Source organism: Marinitoga sp. 1154, from assembly GCF_013363285.1.
Taxonomy (GTDB): Bacteria; Thermotogota; Thermotogae; order Petrotogales; family Petrotogaceae; genus Marinitoga.
The window spans coordinates 1-26,701 of the sequence record NZ_LBFB01000022.1 but is presented as its reverse complement, the minus strand read 5'-3'; the positions used below and the strand labels follow the sequence as shown (position 1 = coordinate 26,701).

The 26,701-nt window shown below is 26.7% G+C and carries 25 protein-coding genes and 2 tRNA genes; 17 read left to right on the top strand and 10 right to left on the bottom strand.

Annotation, left to right across the window (positions count from 1 at the left end):
* A complete protein-coding gene (locus tag XO12_RS09125) occupies positions 1-657 on the top strand; it encodes a metallophosphoesterase family protein (RefSeq protein WP_175420165.1) in 657 nt (218 codons plus the stop codon).
* 153 nt (positions 658-810) lie between these two features.
* On the opposite strand, the gene XO12_RS11350 is transcribed toward XO12_RS09125, so the two are convergent.
* The 5 genes from XO12_RS11350 to XO12_RS09105 form a co-directional block, all read right to left on the bottom strand.
* The gene (locus XO12_RS11350) at positions 811-1,638 is read right to left on the bottom strand and encodes a PD-(D/E)XK nuclease domain-containing protein (RefSeq protein WP_254867716.1); all 828 of its coding nucleotides are present in this window, start codon (positions 1,636-1,638) and stop codon (positions 811-813) included.
* The gene (locus XO12_RS11345) at positions 1,613-2,533 is read right to left on the bottom strand and encodes an AAA family ATPase (protein WP_254867715.1); all 921 of its coding nucleotides are present in this window, start codon (positions 2,531-2,533) and stop codon (positions 1,613-1,615) included. Before XO12_RS11345 ends, XO12_RS11350 begins: the two co-directional genes overlap by 26 nt.
* 412 nt (positions 2,534-2,945) lie before the next feature.
* A complete protein-coding gene (locus XO12_RS09115) occupies positions 2,946-4,244 on the bottom strand; it encodes a chemotaxis protein CheW (RefSeq protein ID WP_175420164.1) in 1,299 nt (432 codons plus the stop codon).
* Between the two features lie 60 nt (positions 4,245-4,304).
* Positions 4,305-5,960 (bottom strand): methyl-accepting chemotaxis protein, encoded by a 1,656-nt coding sequence (locus XO12_RS09110; RefSeq protein ID WP_175420163.1) that lies wholly within the window; start codon positions 5,958-5,960, stop codon positions 4,305-4,307.
* Positions 5,957-8,050, bottom strand: coding sequence for an HD domain-containing phosphohydrolase (locus tag XO12_RS09105; RefSeq protein WP_175420162.1), 2,094 nt, complete (start codon positions 8,048-8,050; stop codon positions 5,957-5,959). The genes XO12_RS09110 and XO12_RS09105 overlap by 4 nt, the downstream gene beginning before the upstream one ends.
* Before the next feature lie 363 nt (positions 8,051-8,413).
* Here XO12_RS09105 and XO12_RS09100 point away from each other — a divergent pair, with 363 nt between their 5' ends.
* The 9 genes from XO12_RS09100 (at position 8,414) to XO12_RS09060 (ending at position 16,303) form a co-directional block, all read left to right on the top strand.
* The gene (locus XO12_RS09100; RefSeq protein WP_047266842.1) at positions 8,414-8,647 is read left to right on the top strand and encodes a helix-turn-helix transcriptional regulator; all 234 of its coding nucleotides are present in this window, start codon (positions 8,414-8,416) and stop codon (positions 8,645-8,647) included.
* A gap of 1 nt (position 8,648) precedes the next feature.
* The gene (locus tag XO12_RS09095; protein ID WP_047266843.1) at positions 8,649-9,269 is read left to right on the top strand and encodes a hypothetical protein; all 621 of its coding nucleotides are present in this window, start codon (positions 8,649-8,651) and stop codon (positions 9,267-9,269) included.
* A gap of 5 nt (positions 9,270-9,274) precedes the next feature.
* Positions 9,275-9,751: a hypothetical protein gene (locus XO12_RS09090; protein ID WP_047266844.1), complete on the top strand. Its 477-nt coding sequence runs from the start codon at positions 9,275-9,277 to the stop codon at positions 9,749-9,751.
* A gap of 186 nt (positions 9,752-9,937) precedes the next feature.
* Positions 9,938-10,711 (top strand): ZIP family metal transporter, encoded by a 774-nt coding sequence (locus tag XO12_RS09085; RefSeq protein WP_175420161.1) that lies wholly within the window; start codon positions 9,938-9,940, stop codon positions 10,709-10,711.
* Positions 10,712-10,749: 38 nt separating this feature from the next.
* Positions 10,750-11,574, top strand: a complete 825-nt coding sequence (locus tag XO12_RS09080) for an EamA family transporter (protein WP_254867714.1) — start codon at positions 10,750-10,752, stop codon at positions 11,572-11,574.
* A gap of 151 nt (positions 11,575-11,725) precedes the next feature.
* Positions 11,726-12,694: an aldo/keto reductase gene (locus XO12_RS09075; protein WP_175420159.1), complete on the top strand. Its 969-nt coding sequence runs from the start codon at positions 11,726-11,728 to the stop codon at positions 12,692-12,694.
* Positions 12,695-12,843: 149 nt separating this feature from the next.
* Complete coding sequence (locus XO12_RS09070; RefSeq protein WP_047266848.1) at positions 12,844-13,485, top strand: peroxiredoxin; 642 nt, start codon at positions 12,844-12,846, stop codon at positions 13,483-13,485.
* A gap of 123 nt (positions 13,486-13,608) precedes the next feature.
* Complete coding sequence (locus XO12_RS09065; RefSeq protein ID WP_175420158.1) at positions 13,609-15,828, top strand: HD domain-containing phosphohydrolase; 2,220 nt, start codon at positions 13,609-13,611, stop codon at positions 15,826-15,828.
* Positions 15,812-16,303, top strand: coding sequence for an adenosine-specific kinase (locus XO12_RS09060; protein ID WP_047266849.1), 492 nt, complete (start codon positions 15,812-15,814; stop codon positions 16,301-16,303). The genes XO12_RS09065 and XO12_RS09060 overlap by 17 nt, the downstream gene beginning before the upstream one ends.
* 62 nt (positions 16,304-16,365) lie before the next feature.
* Here the strand turns inward: XO12_RS09060 and XO12_RS09055 are convergent.
* A tRNA-Pro gene (locus XO12_RS09055) sits at positions 16,366-16,441 on the bottom strand.
* Positions 16,442-16,530: 89 nt separating this feature from the next.
* Between XO12_RS09055 and XO12_RS09050 the strand changes: the two genes are divergently transcribed.
* Both XO12_RS09050 and XO12_RS09045 read left to right on the top strand, forming a co-directional pair.
* A complete protein-coding gene (locus tag XO12_RS09050) occupies positions 16,531-18,348 on the top strand; it encodes a heme NO-binding domain-containing protein (RefSeq protein ID WP_047266850.1) in 1,818 nt (605 codons plus the stop codon).
* A gap of 13 nt (positions 18,349-18,361) precedes the next feature.
* Positions 18,362-19,165: a hypothetical protein gene (locus tag XO12_RS09045; protein WP_047266851.1), complete on the top strand. Its 804-nt coding sequence runs from the start codon at positions 18,362-18,364 to the stop codon at positions 19,163-19,165.
* A 64-nt stretch (positions 19,166-19,229) separates the two neighbouring features.
* On the opposite strand, the gene XO12_RS09040 is transcribed toward XO12_RS09045, so the two are convergent.
* On the bottom strand, positions 19,230-19,502 hold the full coding sequence (locus XO12_RS09040) for a stage V sporulation protein S (RefSeq protein WP_047266852.1): 273 nt from the start codon (positions 19,500-19,502) through the stop codon (positions 19,230-19,232).
* 50 nt (positions 19,503-19,552) lie between these two features.
* A tRNA-Arg gene (locus XO12_RS09035) sits at positions 19,553-19,629 on the bottom strand.
* 125 nt (positions 19,630-19,754) lie between these two features.
* On the opposite strand from XO12_RS09035, the gene XO12_RS09030 reads away from it, so the two are divergent.
* Genes XO12_RS09030 through XO12_RS09005 form a run of 5 tightly spaced genes read left to right on the top strand, consistent with a single transcriptional unit; the run spans position 19,755 to position 24,427 of the window.
* Positions 19,755-20,222, top strand: coding sequence for a metallophosphoesterase family protein (locus XO12_RS09030; RefSeq protein WP_175420157.1), 468 nt, complete (start codon positions 19,755-19,757; stop codon positions 20,220-20,222).
* Positions 20,207-21,181, top strand: a complete 975-nt coding sequence (locus tag XO12_RS09025; protein ID WP_047266853.1) for an ExsB family transcriptional regulator — start codon at positions 20,207-20,209, stop codon at positions 21,179-21,181. The genes XO12_RS09030 and XO12_RS09025 overlap by 16 nt, the downstream gene beginning before the upstream one ends.
* 53 nt (positions 21,182-21,234) lie before the next feature.
* Positions 21,235-22,665: an apolipoprotein N-acyltransferase gene (lnt, locus tag XO12_RS09015; RefSeq protein WP_254867717.1), complete on the top strand. Its 1,431-nt coding sequence runs from the start codon at positions 21,235-21,237 to the stop codon at positions 22,663-22,665.
* Positions 22,666-22,697: 32 nt separating this feature from the next.
* A complete protein-coding gene (locus XO12_RS09010) occupies positions 22,698-23,525 on the top strand; it encodes a DUF4382 domain-containing protein (RefSeq protein ID WP_047266854.1) in 828 nt (275 codons plus the stop codon).
* A gap of 14 nt (positions 23,526-23,539) precedes the next feature.
* Positions 23,540-24,427, top strand: a complete 888-nt coding sequence (locus tag XO12_RS09005; RefSeq protein ID WP_047266855.1) for a bifunctional enoyl-CoA hydratase/phosphate acetyltransferase — start codon at positions 23,540-23,542, stop codon at positions 24,425-24,427.
* Positions 24,428-24,565: 138 nt separating this feature from the next.
* Here the strand turns inward: XO12_RS09005 and XO12_RS09000 are convergent, their stop codons facing one another.
* Together XO12_RS09000 and XO12_RS08995 are read right to left on the bottom strand one after the other, a co-directional pair.
* Positions 24,566-26,146, bottom strand: a complete 1,581-nt coding sequence (locus XO12_RS09000) for a DNA-binding protein (protein ID WP_175420154.1) — start codon at positions 26,144-26,146, stop codon at positions 24,566-24,568.
* Between the two features lie 55 nt (positions 26,147-26,201).
* Positions 26,202-26,701 (bottom strand): HD-GYP domain-containing protein (locus XO12_RS08995; protein ID WP_175420153.1); only part of this gene is annotated, 500 nt, incomplete at its 5' end.

Sequence of the window (26,701 nt, the reverse complement as noted above, 5' to 3'; positions counted from 1 at the left end):
ATGATATGGATAATATCAGATATACATGGAATGTATGAAAATTTGCTTGGTATATTAAATGAAATATCGGAAAATGATAGGATAATTTTCCTGGGTGATTATATTGATCGAGGACCTGATTCAAAAAAGGTCCTCGACTTGTTGATGAAATTAAAAAATAGAGCCATTTTTTTAAAAGGTAATCATGAAGATATGATGATTGATTATATAGAAAAAAAAGGAAAATATGCAGAAGGTGTATGGTTTAGAAATGGGGCATCAGCCACCTTAAAAAGTTTTAATAATAATATAGAAGAAAAATATATTAAATTTATAAAATCTTTAAAATTATATCATATGGAACAAATAAATAAACAAAAATATTTATTTGTTCATGGTGGAGTTAGATATGGAATAAAATTAGCAGATCAAAATGAAAAAGATTTACTCTGGATAAGAGATGAATTTTATATGAAAAATAAAAGATATGAATTTTATATTATAATTCATGGACACACACCAACCTTCAATATAACAGGAAAATATGAAATATATTTTCATAAAAATGAAAAAAATAAAATTATAAGTATAGATATAGATACAGGATGTGTGTATGGTGGAAAACTATCAGCACTTGGTATTGATGAAAAAAACTATTATAAAATAATTTCAGTGTAAATTTTAACTTTTTATTAAAAATTAATAAAACATATAAAACTTTTGAAAATGTGAGAAAAAACTCTATATTTAGTAATATTTTATAATAATCTCCATTAATCAACTATTATCAATTTGCACAGAATTTTGGATAGTTCCGTTCGGTTATTACTTTTATTTTGCTTCTTTTCCAACAAAGACAATTATATACTTTTTCATCGTTTCATTTTTTGTATTTAATTTATATGATTTCTTGTATTTTTCTATTTGTTCTTTTGCCTGTTTTATTTTCATTTTTAATTTTTCTTCTGTGTATTCTTTTTGCTTTATGTATTTTACTTCTATTATCGCTTCATATGGCACTTCTTCATATCTTTTGAACATTGCTATGTCTATATACCCATTTTCTACTGGATATTCCATTTTTACCATTGCATATGGCGTTAGTATTAGATAACTATACATTATCGCTTTTATGTATTTTTCATCTAATCCCATGAATATTCTGTTGTCCATTTTGCTTAATAGGTTTTCTATTTCTTTGGCAAAGCTTTTTATTTCTCCATCTGATAGTATCTTTCTTACTGCTATCTCTATTGGCTCTGGGTCTATGTATTCTGTTAGTTTTTCTTCTATGTATTCTGTGAAGTATTCTGAGAATATTTTTTTCATTGAGTAATTTGGTATTTTTAAATATGTTATTATTCCTTTTTTTTCAAATGTCATGAACCCAAGATAGAATAATAATGATTTTATATCTTTTATTTCTATCCTTTTTCTTGGATTGAACATTGTTGTGAGTTCTGTTAATTCTGTTTTTCCTGTTAATAGTATTTCATTTAATAATTCTCCTATTATTTTTTTTGATGTTGTTTTTTCTCTTTCTTCTTTGGTTTCTTCTTTGTCTATTTTTACTCCAAGTAATTCACCAAGACTAAATAGATTCTGTACTTTTTTGTAATCACTCATTATGTTATCATCTATTATTTTTTCTGGTGGCATCTGTTCTCTTAGATATTGTATTATAAAATACCATGTCTGGGTTATATACCCTGTTTTTGGCTTTTATATTGAATCTATATCCATTATAATTTTCCTGCATTTCTTTTAATAATTTTTCTGAATATATGTCATAATATTCCAATAATTCTTTTACTTCTTCTTCTTTGAATCCAAGCATTTCATTGAATTCTGGTGCTAATGTTATATTCATTGTTATGTTAAATCCACTGGTTAATGAATCGAGCATTATTGGACTTACTCCTGTCATGAATAGTCTTTCTATTATTGTTTGTGTTCCTTTTTTTATTTCTTCGTAGAATTTTCTTACAAATCCATGTTTCGTTACGCTGTCTTTGAATAAATCAAGGTTAAAACTCAATAATTCATTTGCAAAGTGATCATATTCGTCTATTAATAAGTATATTGGTTTTCTTATTTCATTCTTTATTCCATCAAGAAATGAACCAAGAATATCTGCTGGTTCTGTTAGTTCTTTTTCTATTTTGGTTTTTATATTATATTCATATTTGAAATTATCAAGAGAACGTATAACTTTATTTTTAAAACTATTTATTAATTTTTCTTTATTTTCTGTTTGTATTCCAGAAAAGTCCATATACAATATATAATAACTGTTTTTTAATGGTGTTGGATTTTTTCCTATGTATAAGTTTTTAAATAATTCTTCAAATTTCTCTGCATAATTGATATCATAATACTTTGCAAGTGTATCTAAGAACAATGTTTTTCCAAATTTCCTTGGCCTTAAAAACACTATATTTTTTTCATTTAATGATTCTAATTTTTCTATATATTCTGTTCTATCTATGTAATAATAATTTTGCATTATTACTCTTTCAAAATTTTGTTCCCCATATGGTATTTTTTTTCTCATGGCTCACCTCCATATAACATACCTTCGGTAGGGCATTGGATTAAAAACTTTTGAGCTATCGCTCGCCTTTTCCCTTAGATTTTTTATACCTAAAAAATCTAAGCGTAAATGGAAGCCGTCAAAAAAACAGGACGTTTTTTTTGAGTGAAGCTTTTTCATGGATGAAAAATCTGAGCGACGGCTGAGAATGAATAATTTTAAGGATAATCGAGCTGCCTGAGTGAATTTGACTTTTTAGACATCGTAATAATATCTTTATTTTAATTTTTTTATCTTAATATCAACATGAATTTAAAATATTGTTTTAGAATAATAAAAAACCAAATATCCTATTTGGATATTTGGTTTTTTGAATCAAAGATATATTTTTATAAAAATAACTCTCAAAAAATTTTTCAATACTACTATCTCCCTAAATATCCAGTTTTTCAGTATCAATAATAAAAGTCAAATTGGAATTTTGATTGATAATATTTTTTAAATATTCCCCTGCAGAAGTATCTGAAATAACCTCATCAGGTACCTTTTCTATTTTACTTTTGTTTATTCTTGTAATTTCCTTTACCTCATCTACAATTAATCCAAAATCTTTTTCTTTTCCTCTTATTATTATTATATTTTTTGAATTGGTATTCTTATTATTAAACTTTTCATTTAAATTTATCAGAGGTATTATTTCACCCCTAATGTTCACAACATCGTTAATATTCCCGTTTTCCAACACCGTAACTTCTCTTACTTTTTCTATCTCTATTGCATAATCTTCATCAATTAACTTGAAAATTAAAAACAATTTTGACTCATCAATTGTCTCCTCGTCTTTTTCATTTTCGTCTAATACAATTTTTTCTATTTCTATTCCCAACTCATCAAAAATTTTTTCTAAATTTAAAAGTGTAATTATTTCACCATTTAAATTTATTACTCCTGTAATTTTTGAATTTTTAGAAGTTACAGGCAATTTGTTTATAGACCCTATTTCTACACTTGTAATATTTTTTACTTCCTCTACATGAAGTCCAAATTTTATACCATTGATTTTTATAATTATTAATTCTTTTAAATCTAATTTATCTTTTTTAAATAACGCATTTAAATCTATAATTTGTATTATTTCACCTCTTAATGTCATAACTCCTTTTACGAAATTAGGCATATCTGGAACAGAGTAAATCATCGGTTTTTTTACTATTTCTTGCACATTTTCTACTGGAATAGCCATTATTTCATTTCCTAATTTAAACTTTAAAATTTGAATTAATTCCTCATGTTTATATTTTATATGTTTATCTAATGTTTCTTTTTTATAATCTTTAAAATCACCTTCAAAAAGTCTATCTATTTCTATAACTTTATACAAATGTTCATTTTTTCTAATAACTGTTGAAAATTTATCATTATTTATTTTTTCTATTTCCTGATCTTCAACATCTATTATCTCAGAAGTATCATCAACTATAATGCCCAAATTACTTCCTTTTTTTGTTAAAATAACAATTTTTGAATCACTTAAAATAGTGTTTCCAAGATTAAGTTTATCTTTAAGATTCATTATAGGTATAGTTTTATTTCTTAAATTAATAACCCCTATTATGTAATTATCAGAACCCGGAACTTTTACAATATTTTCATATTTCACAACTTCTTGAACATTAATCATAGGTATTGCATATTTTTCTTTATCTAAAATAATACTTATATATTGTGGCATTTTCTCATCACCTTTTAAATTTTATTTACTTTTTTACTCATTTACATTATACTACATTTTTTAATTTAATTTAAATTGTTCAACAATATCTTCTAACCTTTTAGCTAATTCAGTTGTTTGATGGGCTTCAGATGAAATGTTTTCTATATTTGCTGTTTGTTCTTCAGTCGCTGCATTTATTTGTTGCACAGATGCATTTATTTTCGTAACATTTTCAGACAAATCTGTCATTGCTGTTGCAATCTCATCAACAGATGCTGTTTGTTCCTCAACACTGGCAGCTATGCTCTCTAACTTTGCGGTAATTTCTTTTATTGATTTTAATATTTTACCTAAATTTTTACCTGCATCATTTGAAAGTTCTGAGCCCTCTTTTACTTTTTCATTTATAACACTTGAAACCTTCATCGCTTCAGTTGAAACAACCTGAACACCTTCTACTACTTCTCTGATCTCATCCGCTGCTTTTCTACTTTCTTCTGCTAAAACTCTGACTTCATCTGCAACTACCGCAAAACCTTTACCTGCTTCGCCAGCTCTTGCCGCTTCTATCGCAGCATTTAATGCCAATAAATTTGTCTGTTCTGCTATATTTGTAACTGTATCAACAAAATCTTTGATTTTTATTGCACTATCATTAAATTCCCTTACAACCTTCTCAATTTCAAAGGTGGTTTCTGTGATTTCTGCCATTTTATCTATAGCTTTCTTTACAGTATTTCCTGCTTCTTCAGCTTCTTCTGTCGATTCATGCCCAAATTGAGCAGCTTCTGTTGCACTATCAGCAATTAATTTTGTAGTTGAAGAAATTTCTTGAACCGATGCTGTTGTTTCTTCTATAGATGCTGTAACATTTTCCATCTCTGAAGCAATGTTTGTAATTGCTGTTGTTGTTTCTTGAGTAGCTTCTGCTGATACTTCTAACGTATCTGTAATTTCTTTCATTGAAGATATAAGAGTGATGCTTTCTTCTTTTAAGTCTTGCATATCTTTTTTAAGTTGTTTATGCATTTCTTTGAACATATTTATCAATTGGCCTAATTCACTTTTATCTTTAATATCTGTAATTTTAACTGTATAATCTTTTTCAGAAAGTTTCTTTGCATAATTCATTAATATTTTTAGCGGAGTTAAAATAGACATTATCAATACTATAGAGAATAATATGCCAATTATTAAGGAAATTACAATTACTGTTATACCAAATTTCTTAGACTTTTCAATCATCGCTTCGTTATTTATTACAATTTCTTCAGTTTTATCATCTATAGATTTTTGAAGTTTTTCAAAAGAAAGAATAGCTTTATTTCCAACATCTTTAAAATTCTTTGAATCTTTTTTTATTGCTTCAACAGAAGCATATGTTTTCAATAAATCTAAGTATGAATTAATATTTTCAATTGTTTCTTTTTGTATTTTTTTCAAATCTTCATCCAAATCTAATTTTGATATATTATCAATAATCTCTTTTAATTTATTTTGAGCATTATTTTTTAGATTTTTATCATTAAATGCTAAATATTCTGCTATATTTTTTCTTGCTTCCATAAAATCTGTTGAATATTGTCCAATATTTTTCATGTTATCCGAAGCTCTCATTAGAATATTTTCATTATTTTGAACAACAGAAAAAGCATTATTGCTAATTAAAAAAATAATTAGCTGAGATATTAATAATACAAAAACTAACAACCAAATTTTTGCTTTTAATGTCATCTTCCTTCCCCCTTTGAATGAATTTTATGAAAATGGGTTTTACTTGATAAACTATCATAGATTTCTTTAATCTCCAAATGATATTGTTTAAAAATCCCAAGAATTTTCGGATGAAAATGTGATGGTTCAACTCTTCCATCACCCTTTGTTATTATTCTATAAGCAGTCTCGTGTGAAAATCCTTTTTTATATGTTCTTTCTGAACGTAAAGCATCGTATATATCAGCTAATGAAACAATTTGAGCTTCTATTGGTATTTCGCCATTTTTTAATCCAAATGGGTAACCACTTCCATCATATTTTTCATGATGATAAAGAGCTATATTTTTTGCTGTTTCAAAATATGGATCATCTAATAATTTAACGGCATATATTGTATGCATTTTTATTTCTTCAAACTCTTCATCTGATAAACTTTCTGTTTTTCTTAATAACGATCTATCTGTGAATATTTTTCCGATATCATGAAGAGGAGCAAAACTTTCTATTTCTTCCAATTTTTCTTCATTTAATCCCAATTTTTCACCAATAAATCTTGAAATTTTTCCAACTCTGTATATATGATTACCTGTAATATCATCATGTGCTTCTGCTATTATTGAAAGTTTTGTTGCAAATCTTAAATACGCATTTTTTACTTCTCTTGTTAAAGATTTTTCCATCCAAAAAGCCTTTATTAAATTTCCAAATCCATCTAAAAGTTTAAATGAATTTTCAGAAAAATGTTTATTGCTACTTTTATCAATATCCAATGAAATTTTAATCCATAAATCTTTGTTTAATTGTATTTCTTTAACCAAAGTTTCTTTTATGGGAACAGTTGCTTTTAACAATAGTTCAATATCTTTTTCAGAAAAATATTCACTTTTTTCAGTATAAAGAATATTTTTAACAATCCTTATATTTTCTTTGTTTGGTATATTCCCTATTAACGATTTTATTTTTTTTAATTTATTAATATCATGCCCTCGAGCAGCAATAAACTTTGTTTGTTTCTTTTTTATATCAATTAATATAATACTTCCATAATCTGCTTCAGGTATTATACTTATTGCAACATCTAAAATTTGTTTGTAGAATTCATTTATTGAATTTGATGGTTTCAAATTGGACATAATTTCTATCATTTTCATAATATTATTTGAAAATTCCTCATTTTTCTTATACAAATCTTCTAACTCTTCGGTAATTGCTATTAATTCTTCATTTGTTGATTCTAATTTTTCATTCTTTTCTCTTAATTCTTTGGTAGCTTTTAATAATGATTTTCTATATATGTAAATCATTAATAGGGTTATAAATAAAATAAAAATTCCTATAAATAATATCCAAAAAATCCACTGAGGGATCTCATTTGTAATATTTAAAAAGTATTTATTTAATAATTTATAATAAATAGAAGACTCATCGTCTTTCCATTTATTTAAATAATGGTCTATTATTTGTATAATATTCGGATCTATACCTTTTTTAAACCCATATTTTATGTCAACAGGAAAAAAAGAGATTGAAGTTTTTTGAAGATTATAAACTTTTCCATTGTAAGTTCTACTAACAACACCAGCATAAGCAACTTTCCTTTTTACTGCTTCTAAAACTTCTTTATAGGAAGAATATTCAAGAAAATTTATATGTAAACGTAAGTTTTTAGATAGGTTTTTAATTCCATCTTTTCCTGTATAATAAATATCATCTTTTACAACGGCTATCGGTTTATATCTTAAATCCAATATTGAATTAAAGTTACCATCATTAGTATATAAAATACCCCAATTTGCAAAAACAGTCTCGTTATTAAATGTTATATCTTTTTCACGGTCTTTTGAATACGCAATATCAACAAGAATATCTATTTTCCCTTCTTTTAAATCTTTATATAAACTATCAAAAGCATCAAATTTATATGTAATTTTCCATTTTTCACGTTTTGAAATTTCTGATATTAAATCAACAACAAACCCGCTATACTCATTATTTTCATAATAAGTTAAAGGTGGATTATTGTATACTCCTATTATTAAGTTTTCAGAAAAGGATGTTGTGATAATAAAAAATATAATAAATAAAAGATAGTTTATTTTATAATTCAACTAACATCCCTCTTTTCGATATATGAATTTTTTTAACTCAAATGTTAATTTTTTTTAAAATTAAATAAAAACAGTTTTTCAATTAAATTACATTATAGTAAATCAAAAGTAAAGAATTGACATGTAATTATTGCTTAATATTAATATAAAAATGTATTTAATTCATTTTTATAATTAGAAAAAATGTTACACTATCTTTGAATAACTCAAGATTGAAACTCGATAATTCATTTGTAAAATAATCATATTTATCTATAACTAAACAAAATTGTATCTATTTAGAAATGCAATATTAATATTAAATATCAAAAAAACTTGACATTTTGTCAAGTAAGTTTTATAATTACAATAGGAGGGAGTTTTATGAAAAATAAATTAAAGGTATATAGAGCAATGTTTGATATAACTCAAGAGGAATTAGCAAAAAAAATAGGGGTTTCACGACAAACAATTAATTATATAGAAAAAGGTAAATATTCTCCATCAGTATCATTAGCTTTAAAATTAGCATATTTTTTTAACTGTAAAGTGGAGGATTTATTTGTTTTAGAAAAAGAAGATTTAAATGAAAGCACTTTAACGAAAGGAGTGAATTAAAGTGAAAAAATATTTTTTTATTTTTGAAATATTTTTAATATTTTTCATTACTCAGTTAGTTGCAATAAACAAATGGTTCAGTATTTTATATATAATAATAATAGGAATAGAAATATATAAAGATATATTTTCAAAAAAAATAGATGAAATGGAACGTTTTTTAAGATATAAAACTTCAAATATTACATTATACACATCTATAATTATTTCTATTTTTTTTCTGACCCTTTCAAAAATTCCTATAAAAGAAATATTTTTCTTTTATACATTGTTTCCACTACTATTAAAAAATCTACTTTATATTGGATATTTATATGAAAGAGATTTAGTTATAAAAAGAACAGGTTATACAATGTTTATTGTTTTAACTGTTTTTACATTGCTTTCAAATGGTTTTACAAAGAATATGATAATTCAAATGTTGCCATGGTTATTTTTATTAATAATAATTCATATAGCTATTAAATACAGGTTTATAGGTTCAATATTATTTTTTATTGCTTCGATATTTTTCACAATTATCATGTTTAAAAATAAAATAGATTACATAAGAATTCTAACATATTCACTGGTGGGTACTCCCATAATTTTTATGGGATTTCAAACTTTTCGAAAGGAGTGAATAAAATGAAAAAAGTTTTATTGATTATTGTCATTGTATTTATAACTCTTTATTCTTTTTCCAACAATTTCACTTATTCATTTGGCTTAGAACTTTCAGGAACTTTTTATCCCTTCATAGGTGTTTATTATAATATGGATAAACTCAAATTAGGTGGATCTCTTGGATTTATATGTGCTAAAAATGATAAAATTTCCACACAATGGAATTTCTTATTTTCACCATCAATAAATATTGGATATTATTTAACTGATGATTTTTTACTCCAAACAAACATTAGAGCAATAATAGTCTTTCCTTATCAAAATGAACAATTATATCTAGCAGGATTTGGTGCAAAATATTCAATACCCATAACTAATTATAAACTTAATATTGCATTATCCGGTAATTTTATACTTCCATTAAGTGCAGGTAAAAAAGCCTATGAAAGAAAAAAATTTTATCCAATTCCGTTTATTCTGGGAGAATATGAGTTTTGAGGCGAAAGCCTCATTTTTTTAATTTATATCATAATTTAATCAATAAATAAAAAATTCATTTTTAGATATGATATAATACAATAAAATAGAATGTCTATTTCGATTGTTTTACTTTTTAGACATCGTATAATTGTAAATAATCTGATAGATTAAATATAACACTAATTTTAGAAAGAAGGTGAGTATATGGAATTAACGTCAAGTCAGATTTTCACATATGGCGTTTTGGCTAGTATTATCGCCGGTAGTGCTACCGCACTTGGGGCATTACCCATATTTTTTATGAAAAAAACAATGACAGAAAAACAACTTGATATGGCATTAGGCTTTGCAGCAGGAGTAATGCTTGCTGCCACAATGTTTTCTTTAATAGTTCCGGCTATTGATTTAGGTGGTGTAACGATTACTGTCATCGGTATAATAGTAGGAGCGATAATTTTAGAATTAATGGATACGTTTGCTCCACATGAACATTTTTTAAAAGGACATGAAGGTTCGAATATGGCAATTGTAAAAAAAGTGTGGCTCTTTGTTATAGCTATAACACTTCACAATTTTCCGGAAGGTATGGCTGTTGGCGTAAGTTTCGGTGGAGGTACTACTGAAATGGTAAAAAATGGTATTGTAGTTGCTACAGCCATTGGTGTTCAAAATATTCCAGAAGGAACAGCAACTGCTGTGTCTTTTTTGAAAGCAGGATATTCTAAAAAGCAGGCTTTTTGGTATTCTGCTTTTTCAGGATGGGTTGAACCAATTGGAGGTTTAGTCGGTGCGGGATTTATTGTTTTAATGAAACCAGCATTACCGTTTTTCCTTGCTCTTGCAGCGGGGGCTATGTTGTATGTTATTAGTGATGAAATTATTCCAGAAACACATTCTCATGGTTATGAAAGAGCTGCAACCTTTTCGTTAATCATTGGTTTTCTTGTAATGATGACACTTGACAATGCTCTTGGATAAGATGTGGTGATGGTGTTACAGGTATGATTTATTTATGGATGATTATAAGAATAACTTTGCTTGGATATGAAAGAATAGCAGGAAAAAAAATAGCTGATAATGAAGATGCAATCCTTTCTTCATGGGCATTTTTCTTCTTTTCGTTTTTATCTTTTTTCCCGTTTTTTAATTATATAACGTTATTTTCTTTAAAAGCTGCTATTTTTAGTGGCAGCATATATTCTTTATCTTTTTTCTTATACGTTTATGCATTGGCAAATGAAGATGCCTCTGTTATTGCACCGCTGTATAATATGAATGTTATTTTCCTGATAATAACAACCTCAATATTTTTAAATGAAAAAATTACAATTACAAAAATCTCAGGTAGTTTATTAATGCTATATGGCGTTTCATATTTAAAAAAGGACATTAATTTGAAAGAATCCTATAAAAATATTCTTAAAAGTAAAGGCGCTGTTGCCATGTTACTATCCTCAGGTTTAATGGCAATTGGTCGAACAATTGATGGATATTTTATAAAAAATACAAATTCTTTAAGTTATTCTATTTCTATATACTTAATAGTAAGCGTATATTTTTTCATTATAACAATAATAAAATACAAATCAATAAAACCTCACATTTCTATAATTAATAAAAAATTTTCTTCTCTAATAAGCGGCGGTATTTCAAATGCATATTCATATATTGCTTTGCTAAATATGTTCAAATATATTGATGTTAGCATTGCCGAACCTATATCAATGACTTCATCTTTAATAACAGCTTTTTTTGCAAAAGTTATTTTTAAAGAAAAAGTTGCTATCAGAGTTTTTGGAACTATTCTATTAATATTTGGTGCATTTATAATATACCTATAATCATAAAATATGGGATGTCAAAAAAGTCTCAAATTAAAAAATTGGTTTTTAATAAAAAACTTTTGAGCTATCGCTCTCCTAAAATATTTTGATATTAAAAATAAATATGTTATAATTAGTATAACAAACTAAATTTAAGGGGGAAGATTTTATGGAATATAGAAGACTTGGAAAATCTGGAATAAAGGTAAGTGAATTATCTTTTGGTTCATGGTTAACATTTGGCAATCAGTTAGATGTTGAAAATGTAAAAGCCTGTATGAAAGAAGCATTTAATCACGGAGTTAACTTTTTCGATAATGCTGAAGCATATGCAAATGGATTATCTGAATCTCTAATGGGTATGGCTTTAAAAGAATATAAAAGAACAGATTTAGTAATTTCTACAAAAATTTTCTGGGGTGGAAATGGACCAAATGATAGAGGATTATCGAGAAAACATTTATTAGAAGGAACATGGAATTCATTAAAAAGATTACAATTAGACTATGTAGATTTAATTTTCTGTCACAGACCTGATCCAGAAACTCCTATAGAAGAAACAGTTTTTGCTATGGATTACATAATTAGAAATGGTTTGGCTATGTATTGGGGAACATCGGAATGGAGTGCAGAGCAAATAGAGGCAGCATTTGAAGCAGCTAAAGAATTAAATTGTATTCCGCCGACCATGGAACAACCTCAATACAATATGTTTGTAAGAGAAAAGGTTGAAAAAGAGTTTAAAACATTATACGAAAAATATGGTCTTGGATTGACAACCTGGAGCCCTCTGGCAAGCGGTATATTAACAGGTAAATATAATAACGGAATACCTGAAGATAGCAGATTGTCAAAATTTTCTCATTTAGCTTCACATTTAAAAGAAAAAGGACTATTAACAGATGAAAATATTGAAAAAGTTAGAAAGTTATCTGAAATTGCAAAAGATTTAGATGCAACTATGGCTCAATTAGCATTAGCATGGTTGTTGAAAAACAAAAATGTAAGTACTGTAATAACTGGTGCAAGCAGAGTAGAACAGGTTAGAGATAATATGAAGGCAGTTGAAATAAAAGAAAAACTTACAGATGAAATAATGGAAGAAATTGAAAAAATATTGAATAATAAACCAGAATAATTATAATTAAGCAGCTGAGAAATCAGCTGCTTTTTTTAATATACTTGCAAATGTTTTTTAATATTTTATAGTTGACTTAAACCAAAAAAAGAGTTATAATAAAAATGAAATCATTATAATTTTATAAAAATATCATGGAGGTGTTTTAAATGGCAAATATACCATTAATAGGAGAAAAATTCCCAGAATTAGAAGTTGTTACAACACATGGAAAGATGAAATTACCAGAAGTTTTTAAAGGAAAATGGTTTGTATTATTTAGTCATCCAGCAGATTTTACACCTGTTTGCACAACAGAATTTGTAGGATTCCAAAAAAGATATGATGAGTTTAAAAAGTTAAACACAGAATTAATAGGTTTAAGTATTGATCAGGTTTTTTCTCATATCAGTTGGATTAACTGGATAAAAGAAAAACTTGGTGTAGAAATTCAATATCCTGTAATAGCTGATGATAGGGGAAAGGCCGCAGAAAGATTAGGATTAATTCACGCTTCAGCTTCACACACAGTTAGAGCTGTATTTATTGTAGATCCAAATGGCACTGTAAGAGCAATTATTTATTATCCACCAGAATTAGGTAGAAATCTGGATGAAATTTTAAGGGCAATAAAAGCACTTCAATTATCTGATAAATCTAAAGCTGCAATGCCTGCAAATTGGCCAAATAATGAATTAATAGGAGAGAAAGTTATTATTCCACCTGCTTCTAATATGAAATCAGCAGAAGAAAGACTTAAAAATTATGAAGGTTATGATTGGTGGTTTGTTTATAAAAAATTAGAAGATTAAATAAAAAGGCTCCCGTAGGGAGCTTTTTTATTTTAATAAACTTCAGCTTGTTCAAATTATATTTATTATAAAAGCATTTTTTATGTTATAATTAAAGTAATAAACATCTTGGTGGTGAAAGTAATGAATAATATAAAAAAAGCTTTTATAAAAATTGGGTTCATATATTTTTTAATTCCTATTTTACTATTATCCACATATTTTTCTGCAAAAATTTATTATATGAATATTAGAAATGAAACCAACTTAATAAAAACAAAAATAATAGATTTAAAATCAATAATAAATTTAAACCTTCAAAATAAAGTAAACTTATTAAATACAGTTTCTGATAAAATAAAAAGCAGCGATAATGTTAATATAAATGAAATATTAAAAACAACATACGAATTTTATAAAGCAGATATAGAATACATATTTTTTGCCGATAAATCTGGACAGTTATATATTTATCCTGAAATCAGTATTCCAAAAAATTTTAATTTTAAAGATAAAAAATGGTATAAATATGCTTTAAAAGAAGAGTTTTCTCTTACAAATTCATATGCTGATATTGAAAAGACAAAAATAGTTATAACTATATCTAAAGCTGTATTTAATGAAAACAAAAAATTAATTGGTGTTTTAGCTTTTGATTTAAAATATGATAATTTACTTAAAATATTAAAAACTTTTAATTTAAAAGAAAATGAAAATTTATATATTATAAATAATGATGGGGAAGTTATTTTTAATAATTCAAATGTAAAAAAAATGAATGATTTAATAAAAAAAGGTTTGATAAATGATTTTGGCTCAATAAAGGAAAATGGAAAAACTTTTTATTATGCTAAAATAAATAATATTTATTTAGTCTATCAATTTGATGATAAAAATATTATTAAAAAGGCTTTTATAAGATCAATTTCGTACTTTTTATCTTTTCTCATTATAATATTTATTATTCTTTATCTTTTAAAAAGGTATTTAATAAAAGAAGTTATATCTCCTATAAACGCATTATCCAAAATAATAAAAGATTTTACATTAAATCTTAATAAACAAAAATTTGAAGGCTTTATTTTACCTACATCAAATCTCCAAGAAATTAATGAAATAAGCATATCTTATAGCAAACTGTTGAGTAGCGTAACAGCTTCTATTACAAATTTAAAAATGCTAAATAATCAGCTAAAGTTGATGTATTCCACTAATGAAAAGATTAATAAAACTTTTTATAATTTTTTATCTTTAATAAATCAAATAGATAATGAAAATTTAAATATAGATGAATATTTCAAATCTGTTTTAGAACATTTAATTCTTCATATAAAAGAAGCAAAATATGGGAGTATGTCAATTTTAAAAGATAATAAATGGGAATATATAGCTGCTGTTGGACATGATATTAACATATTAAAATCATTAAATATACCTGTTAATAATTTTGATTTTTCTGATTTCTATGAAGCAGTAAAAATTATAACTTACAATGAAATATTTGAAATAGACAAAGAAAATATTGATACAGAAATTTATAATAGTTTAAAAAAAGCTACAAAAAAATTTGAATATGCAATGTTATATTCTTCAAAATTAGAAGGTTGCTTATTACTTATTTCATTGGAAACACCCGATGAAAAAGGTTTTTCAAATGAAAGTAAAAAAATATTTAAAGCTTATGCAAATCTTGCAAAAATATTTTTAAACAAAAAATTTGAAATGACTAAAATAGAGAATATTTATTTTAAATTTGCAGAAAAGTTAGCCTCTATAGCTGAAGGACACGATGATATCACAGGAAAACATATATATAGAGTAGGAGAAATATCCGCTTTTATTGCAGAAAAAATGGGATACGACAAAAATTTTATCAACAAAATAAGAAAATTTGCACCACTTCATGATATTGGCAAAGTATATATTCCATATGAAATTCTTACTAAAAAAGATAAACTAACCGATGAAGAATGGGAAGAGATGAAAAATCATCCTTTATACTCAAAAAAATTATTATCTGGCGACGATTACTTTAAAGAAGCATTAAATATAGCTTTATATCACCATGAAAATTGTGATGGTAGTGGTTATCCATTTGGTTTAAAGTGTGATCAAATCCCTATTGAAGCCTTAATAGTTAAAGTCGCTGATATTTATGATGCTTTAAGGGATAATAGACCCTATAAAAAAGCTTTTTCTCACGAAAAAACTGTTCAAATTATATTAAAAGGAGATAATAGAACAATGCCTGAACATTTCCTTCCAGAAATATTAAAATTATTTGAAAAACATAATAAAGAAATAAATAATATTTGGGAAAAAATAAATAAATTCGGAGGTGACATTAATGAATTTAAAATTTGAGGCTGTTGATATCAAATTTCCATCTGATTGTAATGTTATTGTTGGACAATCTCATTTTATAAAAACGGTTGAAGATATATATGAAACTATCGTAACAACAGTTCCACAAATGAAATTTGGTTTTGCTTTCAATGAGGCAAGCGGACCACGATTGGTTAGATTTGATGGAAATGATAAAGAATTAATAGAGATTGCTATAGAAAATGCTAAAAATGTTGGAGCAGGACACTTTTTTATTTTGATAATAAGAAACGGGTATCCTATAAATATACTCTCGAGATTAAAACAAATTCAGGAAATTGTAAATATTTTTGCAGCAACAGCAAATCCTCTGCAGGTATTGGTGGCTGAAACAGATTTAGGAAGAGGTGTCATTGGAGTTGTTGATGGACAATCGCCATTAGGAGTTGAAGGAGAAGAAGATAAAAAGAAAAGATATGAATTTTTAAGAAATATAACTGGGTATAAAAGATAAAACCGGGTAATTCCGGTTTTATCTTTTATATTAAAAATGCCTGGATTTTATCCAGGCCATTTTGGTCGGGGAGACCGGAGTCGAACCGGCGACCTTCAAATCCCGAATTTGACACGCTACCATCTGCGCTACTCCCCGATATACAAATTATATTATAACATAAAATAAAAAATGTGGTATAATTTAATATGAAAATTAATTTAAATTTTATAATAGGAGTTGATACCATGAAAAAATTATTAGTTTTTACATGGATTGAAACATGGGAAAATCTTTTTGGTCAAGATAAAATAGAACAAGTATTGAAAAAAAATAATATTGATAAAACCGATAAAGGAAATCCTTTAGCTGATTTTGATGAAAATTTACTGGAAAAGATTATTAAAGATATTGCAGACTCAGTAGGAATATCTCGTTTTGAAATGATGAAAAAAACCGGTAGAGAAAATATAAATACTTTCTCAAGATGGTATCCTCTTTTCTTTAAAAAACCATCTGCATTATCATTCTTAGCAGCAATGGATACTGTCCATTTATTACTAACAAGAAGATTGAAAGGATTAGTTCCTCCACGCATTATTTATGAACCAATAAATGAAAAAAGTGCTTATTTAACCTATAAATCTAAAAGGGATTTTTCTCCGTATTTTCTTGGACTAATTGAAGGAGTATCTGATTATTTTAATGAAAAAATTGAAGTAATCAAAGTTGAAGAAAAGCAGGAAGAGGGTTTAAATGTTTTAAAGGTTAAAATTATTGGTGAAAAGCCTTATGTAAAAATTGAAAAAATGTCTATTTTTAATATATTATCTTTAGGTATTTTTAAAACATTTGAAAAGTTGTTCGTGGTATTAATGCCTATTTTTGCATTTATAATATCTTATTTTTCTTTTACATTTATTGATAATAAATTATTCGCTGGATTATTTACAGCTATTATTATGGGAATTTTAACTTTTTTAGGTGTTTTTGATTATAGAAAAGGTAGAAATATAATAAAAGATATATTTAAAAATTATAAAAATAAAAATTTTGATTATCCTGTTGTAGTAAAAGGTGCAAAAGAAATTTCTGAAATTACCGATGAATTCTATGTATTAACCGATGAATTAAGAAAAATTTTACTTGGAGTTACCGGAGATGTTCAGGAAATTGAGGGTTCTGTAAATTCTGTAACAAACTCTGCTCAAAATTTAAAGGACTTAATTGATACTATGCAGGACCTTGCACAACAGGTCGCAGATACATCAGTACAGATTAGTTCTGATACAGAAAATGTATCTGAAGCTATAAATTCTAATGTTGAAACATTATCTGAAATAGTAGAGAAAGAGAACGAAATGGTAAATTCTTTGAATAATGCTGTAAAGTCAATAATAGATTCATCTATAAACGTTGAAGAATCCTCTAATGGTATATTGGAAATGAGTGATAGATTTAAACAATTGGTTGATCTTGGAGATAAACTTCAAAATGAAGCCGAACAAATAAAAGAAATTGCCGGAGCTGTTATGAGTATAGCAGAACAAACAAACCTATTAGCTTTAAATGCTGCAATAGAAGCTGCAAGAGCGGGCGAAGCAGGAAAAGGTTTTGCTGTAGTTGCTGATGAGATTAGAAAATTAGCAGAAGAATCGAAAAAATCAGCAAATAATATATCAGAATTTTTAAGTTCTGTTTCAGCAGGAATAAACGATTTAACCCAAAAACTTACAAATGAATTCAATGAAATGAAAAAACAATCGGAAATGTTAAAACATAATTCAACTGAAAATAAAGTTGCAAGTGAAGAAATTTCAAGAATTTCATCTGAAATGAGCATACTAATATCCAGGTTAAAAGAGGAAGAATCAAAATTAGAAAACACCACACAAAATATAGAAAGCTTACTTGCAATATCTGAAGAAAGTGCAGCAACAGCACAGGAAATAAGTGCTTCAATACAAAACTTTTTAATCAATACTAAAGAAATATTAGAAGAGGTTGATAAAATCGGTAGTTATATAAAAATTCTTTATGATAATTTTGAGGGTATAAATATATAAAGGGGGAATATTGATGAATAATATTGTATATCAATTAGCCATATATCTTGGAACACCTTCATTTTATAATATACTTGGGGATTTGTTACTAAAAGAATCAAAAAGTACAAAAATGGTTATTGTACGTTCAGAAAAGGATAAATGGATTATTCTTGATTCAAAAGGATATAATCCAGAACAATTGTCTTATGATACATTTGAAGAATTACTTCTAAAACTTGAAGAAGTTAATATATTAAGATTCCCATTTAACACATATCTTCTTTTTGATGGAAAATTTAAGGATAAAAATATGATACGAATGATAAGTATGCTATTTGATAAAGAAGAAGAATTATATGAAAAATATAGACTAGAAATGGTTGTTGACAGACTCTCATATCAATTATCCGGTATAGAAAGTATTGTAAGAATGCTATCAAAAAAAATGGACGAAAAAATTTTTATGGATACATTATTAAGCAGTATTTCTGAAATATTTTTTTCCACAGCCGGTTTATACTCTACTGATAAAAAATTGCTAAAAAAATTCGGAAAATTAAGCCTTCCAGATGAATTAGAACTTTTCGAAAATATGGAAAAGAATTTAAATGATGGAAAGGCTTTTAATATATTTAATTTTACAGATGAGCAAAAAGCATATTATGAAGTATTTAATATAAAATATATTATGCCATATTTAAAAAATGGCATTTTAGAATATATTCTGGTTATATCAAGAGATACTGAGTTAGAAAAAGAAGAGGCAGATGTTTTTGAAACTGTACAAAAAATTACAAGGTTTTTCTTTGAAGAAAATACAACAGAACAAGAATGACCTTGTATCTTATATATTAAAGTCTCCAATTAAAAAAAGTGCCAGCTGGCACTTTTTTTAATTGTTATGATCTTGGTTGAACAACAAATTTAATAGCAGTTCTTTCTTCACTATCGATTTTAACATCTACAAATGCTGGAATACATACTAAATCAATACCACTTGGCGCAACATAACCTCTTGCAATTGCCACAGCTTTAACTGCCTGGTTAACTGCTCCTGCACCAATAGCCTGAATTTCGGCTTTCCCCTTTTCCCTTATAATTGCGGCTAATGCTCCTGCTATAGCTATAGGTTTTGAGTTCGCAGCAACTTTTAATACTTCTACTTCTGCCATAAATCTTACCTCCCTTTTTTTACTACTATTTCTACGTGTATTAGTGGAATTGGCGCACCTGGAGGGATTTGAACCCCCAACCTGCGGATCCGAAGTCCGACGCTCTATCCAATTGAGCTACAGGTGCGTCTCAACATATATTATACTTTAAAATTGTATTTTAATCAAGTCCCTAAGAAAAATTTTTATATTTTATTCAAAATATGAATGATTTTTTTAAATAAATTTGGTATAATAGCTATGGGTGATAATATGATAAAAATTCTATTGATTTCCGACATACATATTCCAACAAGAAATAGATACGAAAATTTAGGGAAAATTAATTTTTCTGAATATGATTATGTAATAGCAACAGGTGATTTTGTAGAGGAAGATGTTTTGTTTTATTTCCAAGCACAAAAACCCATATTTTATGGAGTTTTTGGTAATGTTGATTATTATGATATAAAATATGCTTTACCGGAAAAAAGGGTTATAAGATTAGGAAATTATAATATAGGTATGATTCATGGTCATCAAGCTGGTTGGGGCGATCCTGAAAAATTAATAAAAAGATTTCAAAAAATTGATATCCTTATCTATGGTCATTCACATAGAAAAAGCGATATAATTATCAATGGGATAAGATGTATAAATCCAGGTGCTTTTTGTGAAATGAGTTATGCAAATTTATATATAAGGAGTGATGAGATATCATTAAAATGGATGCAAGTTTAAATTTGAAAATAGAACAGATTAAAGCTGAAATAAAAGAAATTGTAAAAGACAATACTTTATATGTAGCTTTTTCTGGAGGAATGGACAGTACCATAGCAGCTTTTTTAGCAAAAGAAGCACTTGGCCCAGAAAAAGTTAAATTGGTAAACGTTTTGTTTGGTCCGTTTGCATATTCAAAAAGTGTTGAGTCTGTATTAAAAACCGCTGAAGAATTAGGATTAGAAATAGAATTTTCAGACAAACATCAGGCTCAATACAAAATAATGAAAAAGGGGCCAAATTGCAATCAATGTACAAAACAGTTAAAAATGTCTGGCGTAAAGGATATTGCAAAAAATAATCTGGTTGCAACCGGAGCAAATCAATCAGACTCATGGGGTAAAACGTGCATAAAAGTTATGAATAATCTATATTCACCTATTATTGGATTAACAAAAGATGAATTGAGAATGATAGTGAAAAAATATAATTTAAATATAAGACGTGTTGGTGAAAACGCTCACAGAGAGGGTTGTAAATTAAAACATTTATTGAAATTATTGGTTAATATGGACTATCATGGAAGAGCCGTTTCTTTTGCAAATGAAATAATTCATGATATTTTAGATAAATATGATTATAAACGTGAAATTGCCAACGTAAAAATAATAGGACCTTTATCAAAAAATATAGCTTTAATAAACATCAAGCCACATCCTCCTAAAGAAATATATGATGAAATTGTAGAGATTTTAAAAAATGAAAAAAGCATAGATGAAGTATATTATGTAAATAAACCCATAGAATTAACCGTTATTGCAAATCCAGGAATATATGGAAATGAAGAGTCAAAATATTGGATAGAAAAAGGAAGATTGCAACCAGAATTCGCAGCTCCAATAAAAATATTATGGAAAAAATCTAAAAATGATAGATTATCTACATTTCATGTTGCGGATTTTCGTTTTATAGAGGAGTGATTTTTCTGAATTATTTATTACCACTAATTTCTGGTATATTAACAGGTCTTTCGATGCCCGGAAACCTTTTTTCATTTTTTATCTGGTTTTCTGTAGCCCCATTTTTATATTCATTTTCAAAATCTAAAGGTACCTTTGAAAGATTATTTAAAGTTTTTTTATATTCATATTCTTTAATGTTTTCCACATTATGGTGGGAAATACCTGTGTTGACAAAAAATATTCCAGAGGTAATTAATTCATTTCCAGGATATATAGGTTTTCTTTCTTTTCTTCTAATGATATTTATTTTAACATTGCCATATTATATTATCTGGTTTTTAGGTGAATTATATTTTAGAAAATCGAGAGTTATAAAATTTAAATCGCTCATATTGTTTTCAGTTTTTTCATATGCAGCAGCAGAAATATTAAAAGAATTTGGTGATTTTGCTTTTACAGGGGGGAACCTTTCGGATGCTTTGTATTTACATACTGGATTTTTACAAATTTTACCATATACAGGTACAATCGGATTAACCATTTTAATACTGACTGTTAATTCTATAATAGCCTTTATTCCCAATAGAAATAGAAAAAAATATGCAATTGTAATAATAGGTATATTATATATAATAAATTTTTCTATAAACGAAAAACTACCATTGATAAAAACAGATAAAAACTACATAAAGGTTAGTGTTTTTCAAACAAATGTTCCACAGGAAGTAAAATATTCTGATAATACTTGGAGCTCATATGTTGAAATATCAAATTATTTACAGGAAAATAATGATAAAACTGATTTGCTAATTTTGCCCGAAGCCGTATTTATAAGAGATATTAGAGATTCCGATATATTCAGAATAATACAGGAAGCTGTAAAAATTTCAAATAAAAATTGGATAATAGGTTTTCCAACTGTTGATATTGAAAAAAGAGAGTTTTATAATAGTGCTTTATATATAAATAAAAATGGTGAAATAGAAAAGATATATAATAAAATAAAACTAATGCCATTTGCAGAATTTTTGCCATATGAAAGTGTATTTAGAATATTTTCATTCTTTAAACTGGTAAATTATTATACTCCAGGTAAGGAATTTTCCACACTAAATATAAAAAATAAAAGATTTAGTGTTCAAATTTGTTTTGAAACTTATTTTCCTGAAATATCAAGGAACTTTGTAAAAAATGGTGCACAATTTCTAATAGCAATTTCAAATGATGGTTGGTTCAGTCATAAAACAGCATTAATTCAACATTTTTCAAAGAGTATATTTAGAGCTGTTGAAAATAGAAGAACATTTATTCAGGTTTCAAATACTGGTATTACTGGAATAATCGATAAATATGGTAGAATCGTCAAAACGCTTCCTATTAAAACATATTCAAATGAAAATTTTTATGTTCAGACAGAAAATACAAAAACTTTTTATACACAATATGCTAATGTTATAATAATATTAGTATTAATATTAGCAATATTATTTAGTTTAATATAATAACCAGTTTAATATTATAAGGGGATGATTTTATGAAAAAATTGTTCATAATTTTGTTAGTATTAATTTCTTTTGTTTTAACAGCATGTTTTGAAACATATTCAAATGATAAAATATCAAAAATAACATTCTATTTAACAGATTCTCCAGATGAAAATATTTCAAAAGCAGAAATATTAGTAAAAGAAATAAAATTAACTTCAGATTCAACAACCATTTATTTACTTAATAATGAAACTATAGACTTTCTAACACTTGCTGGAAATTTGAAAAAATTAAAAGAAATTTCAATTTATGAAGGAAGTGTGTTAAAAAATTCAAAGATAGAAATAACTCTGGATTCAACAATAGATATAGGAAATAAAGAAATTTCAGTAAACTCCACACGAATTTCTATTGATTTAGATACAACAGACGTCCTTTCTGGTAGGGAGTATAATATTATTATAGATCTTGATTTGGGCGTATCTCTTAACGGTAATATTGAATTCACACCCTTCTTTAGAACCTGGATGGTTTTAGATTCTAATGCAGCATATAAAGATATAGACGGATATGTATATAACAATAAAGATTCTGAAATTGGACAACCCAATAGAGTTGTAGCAATTATGGAAAAACAGGACTTAAATAAAATATTATTATTATATTCAACGATAACAGATAAAGATGGTTATTTCAAATTTAATAAAATAAAGTTGGATCCATTAAAAAATTTAGAAATAGGGGTTTTACAGTCTAACACTAATGTTGGTCTAGATGATAATCAAAATGTTGATGTCAGCTCTGTTTTAATTTCTGAAAGTTCAACTACGTTAAATTCTAATATAACAACAATAAATTTATATATTGGTGAATAAAAGGGGGCAAAAAAATGAAAACATTACAGGATGTAATAGAAAAAGCAAAAACTGTTAGTAAAAAAAAGGTAGTGGTTGTTGGTGCAGAAGATAAAGAAGCATTAATAGCTGTGTCAAATGCATATGATGAGGGATTTATTGATCCTGTATTAATAGGTAAAAAAGAAATTATTGAAAAACATCTAAAAGAATTAAATAAAGAATTTGATATTGTTGATGTTAAAACAGAAGAAGAAGCTGCAGAACAAGGAGTAAGATTGGTATCTTCTGGTGCAGCTGATATAGTAATGAAAGGATTAATAAAAACTTCTAAATTATTAAAAGCTGTATTAAACAAAGAATGGGGATTAAGAACAGGTAGTGTATTAAGTCACGTAGCATTAATAGAAACAGACGCATTGAATTCGTTAAAATTAGTTACCGATGGTGGTATGATAATAAAACCAACATTAGATCAGAAAGTTGCTATAATAAATAACGCAGTAGAATTAGCTCATTCCATGGGAATAGAAACTCCAAAAGTTGCTTTATTAGCTGCTGTTGAAGTAGTTAATCCAGACATGCCAGAAACGCTTGAGGCTGCAATAATAACTCAAATGAATAAAAGAGGGCAGATAAAAGGATGTTTAGTAGATGGTCCATTAGCCCTTGATAATGCTTTAAGTGAAATGGCAGCTAAAATTAAAAAGATAAAAAGTGATGTTGCCGGAAATGCTGATATATTAGTTGTTCCTGATATACATGCAGGAAATGTATTAGGAAAATCTGCAGTATATTTGGCAAATGGAAAAATAGCTGGACTTGTTCTTGGTGCAAAAGCGCCTATTGTTATAGTATCAAGGGCTGATACCGCAGAATCAAAATTAGCATCATTGGCATTAGCTGTATTAAAAGCTAATTGAAAACATTTTTGATGAAAGTTAATTGATGAAATTATTGATAAATTCTTATAACAAAATCCCCGAAAACGGGGATTTTTTGTATTATATCTTTAATTTATACGTTTTATTCTTCAAGCGAACTGGAGAAACTTTGTTTTGTTATTTTGTTAGATATTTAATTGTATTAATAGCAAGTTGTGCATCATCTCCCCATTGCCAGCCATTGTGGAGCAAGTCGCCGGTATCTCCAGTTCCATCATCAAATGGAGAGCTATCTCCAATTGCAACCACTTTTCCTTTTCCATATGTAGTAACAACCATATATGGTTTGTTTTCAGAATTAGCAATTAACACTTTCACTTTGTCATTTAATACTTTTATTGATGAGCCATTCCATACACCTATTTTTTTAATTCCTTTTGTTATTTCATGATTATAAACATAAGCTAATGGTGCTTCTTCTAAATCATCTCCAGCAAATTTAAATCCAAAATTTTCAACGAATGTGTTGAAAATTTTTGGCGAATCCCATCCATTTCCGTTTCTATCTGAATTTCCATGATCGGATATTATAAATAATGATCCACCATTTTTTACAAATTTCAGTATAGCTGATATCTCAAAATCTTTGAAAGGTTTGTTTGGTTCTGGAATTATCAGAATTTTATACATATTTAAAATATCTTCATTGAAATCTTCTTTTATTTCTTCAACCTTTAAACCAAGATTTTTTGCTGCATCTGCAAAATCTGAATATCCACCATTGATTACCCAATCTGCATTTCCTGCTGTTTGACCATGGTTGTTGTCAAATAATACTCTATTTGCATATGAATCTTTTTCTAAATTCAACTTTATAATTTTCATTCCCATTTTGTTATTATTTTTATCTGAAATTGATCTTAAAACCAATTTTGAAGCATTATTTAATGAATCTAATTTTAATTTTAGAATTTTATTATCCATACTCAATTCATATTCTAAAATATTTGATTTTAAAACTCTAACTGTTTTGTTTAAGATAATACTATTTTCAAAAATTTGTTCGTTAAATTCAACATAAATATAATTATCTTTAATTGCATATGTTTTTACTTCAGGTGGAAATACATCATCAACATGTATATCATTCATATTTCTTGGCCAGAGTTCATAATACGACATGTATTGTCCTAATACTCCAACAGCTTCCATGTTTATTCCAACCTTAAAAAATGATGGATTTATTCCAGTATTTTCTCTAATAAATACCATACCTTTACCACTACCATCATCAATATATATTTTTCTCATATCGAATTTATCAATTTCAACAATTTTTCCTTTAACCTTTAAAAACATTCCTTCATAATTTTCGTTATTAATATCAACAGTTTTTATTTTAATTGGTTCTGGTAAAGGATTATTTTTTGATATTATTTTATAATAGTGTGAAGAATTATCTTTTTCTAAAACAAGTTCTTTATTGTTTCTGTGTGTCCATAAGTAACCTTTTGCTTCTACAAGATCGCCTCTTTCTACGTTTTCAAACTGGCCACCTCTAAAATAAAGATTAATTCCACCTGTTTTATCCTGTAAGAAAATGATGTTGACATCAAAAGGGCCAGGTTCAACGGTTACTATTCCCCTGATTGTTACAGTTTGTAAGTCTTTTAATTCCCGAACTTTTGAAATATCTGATATAGTTGCAAAACTTAAAGTAGTTAAGATAATAATAATAAGTGTTATGATTTTTTTCATTTTTATCCTCCTTTTTTAGCGTCCAATTTTTAATATTATTTAACATGGGATTATATCATATTTTTTCAATATTTTTTAAAAGTTCTAATAGTTTAGAAGATTTTTTATCAATAATATTCCAGAGTTCTTTAACATCTTTTTCGTATTTTTTCAGTATATTTAAAACTTCAGGGTTAAAGTGCTGAGGGTTAGTTCTATTATCTCCATTTAATATTATATTTATAGCTTCTTCATGAGAAAATGCGCGTTTATATGGTCTTTCTGAACGTAGAGCATCATAAACATCAACAACAGAAACAATTGCAGCACATATTGGAATTTCATCTCCTTTTAGTCCATATGGATAACCTTCACCGTTATATTTTTCATGGTGATATATTGCAATGTTCTTTGCTATTCTGAATTTTGGAGAATCTCCAATTAAAACACCACCATATATTGTATGTTTTTCCATAACTTTCCATTCTTCTTCTGTTAAAGGACCTTTTTTCAATAATATTTCTTTTGGTATCATTATTTTTCCTATATCATGTAAAGGAGCATAATATCTTATTT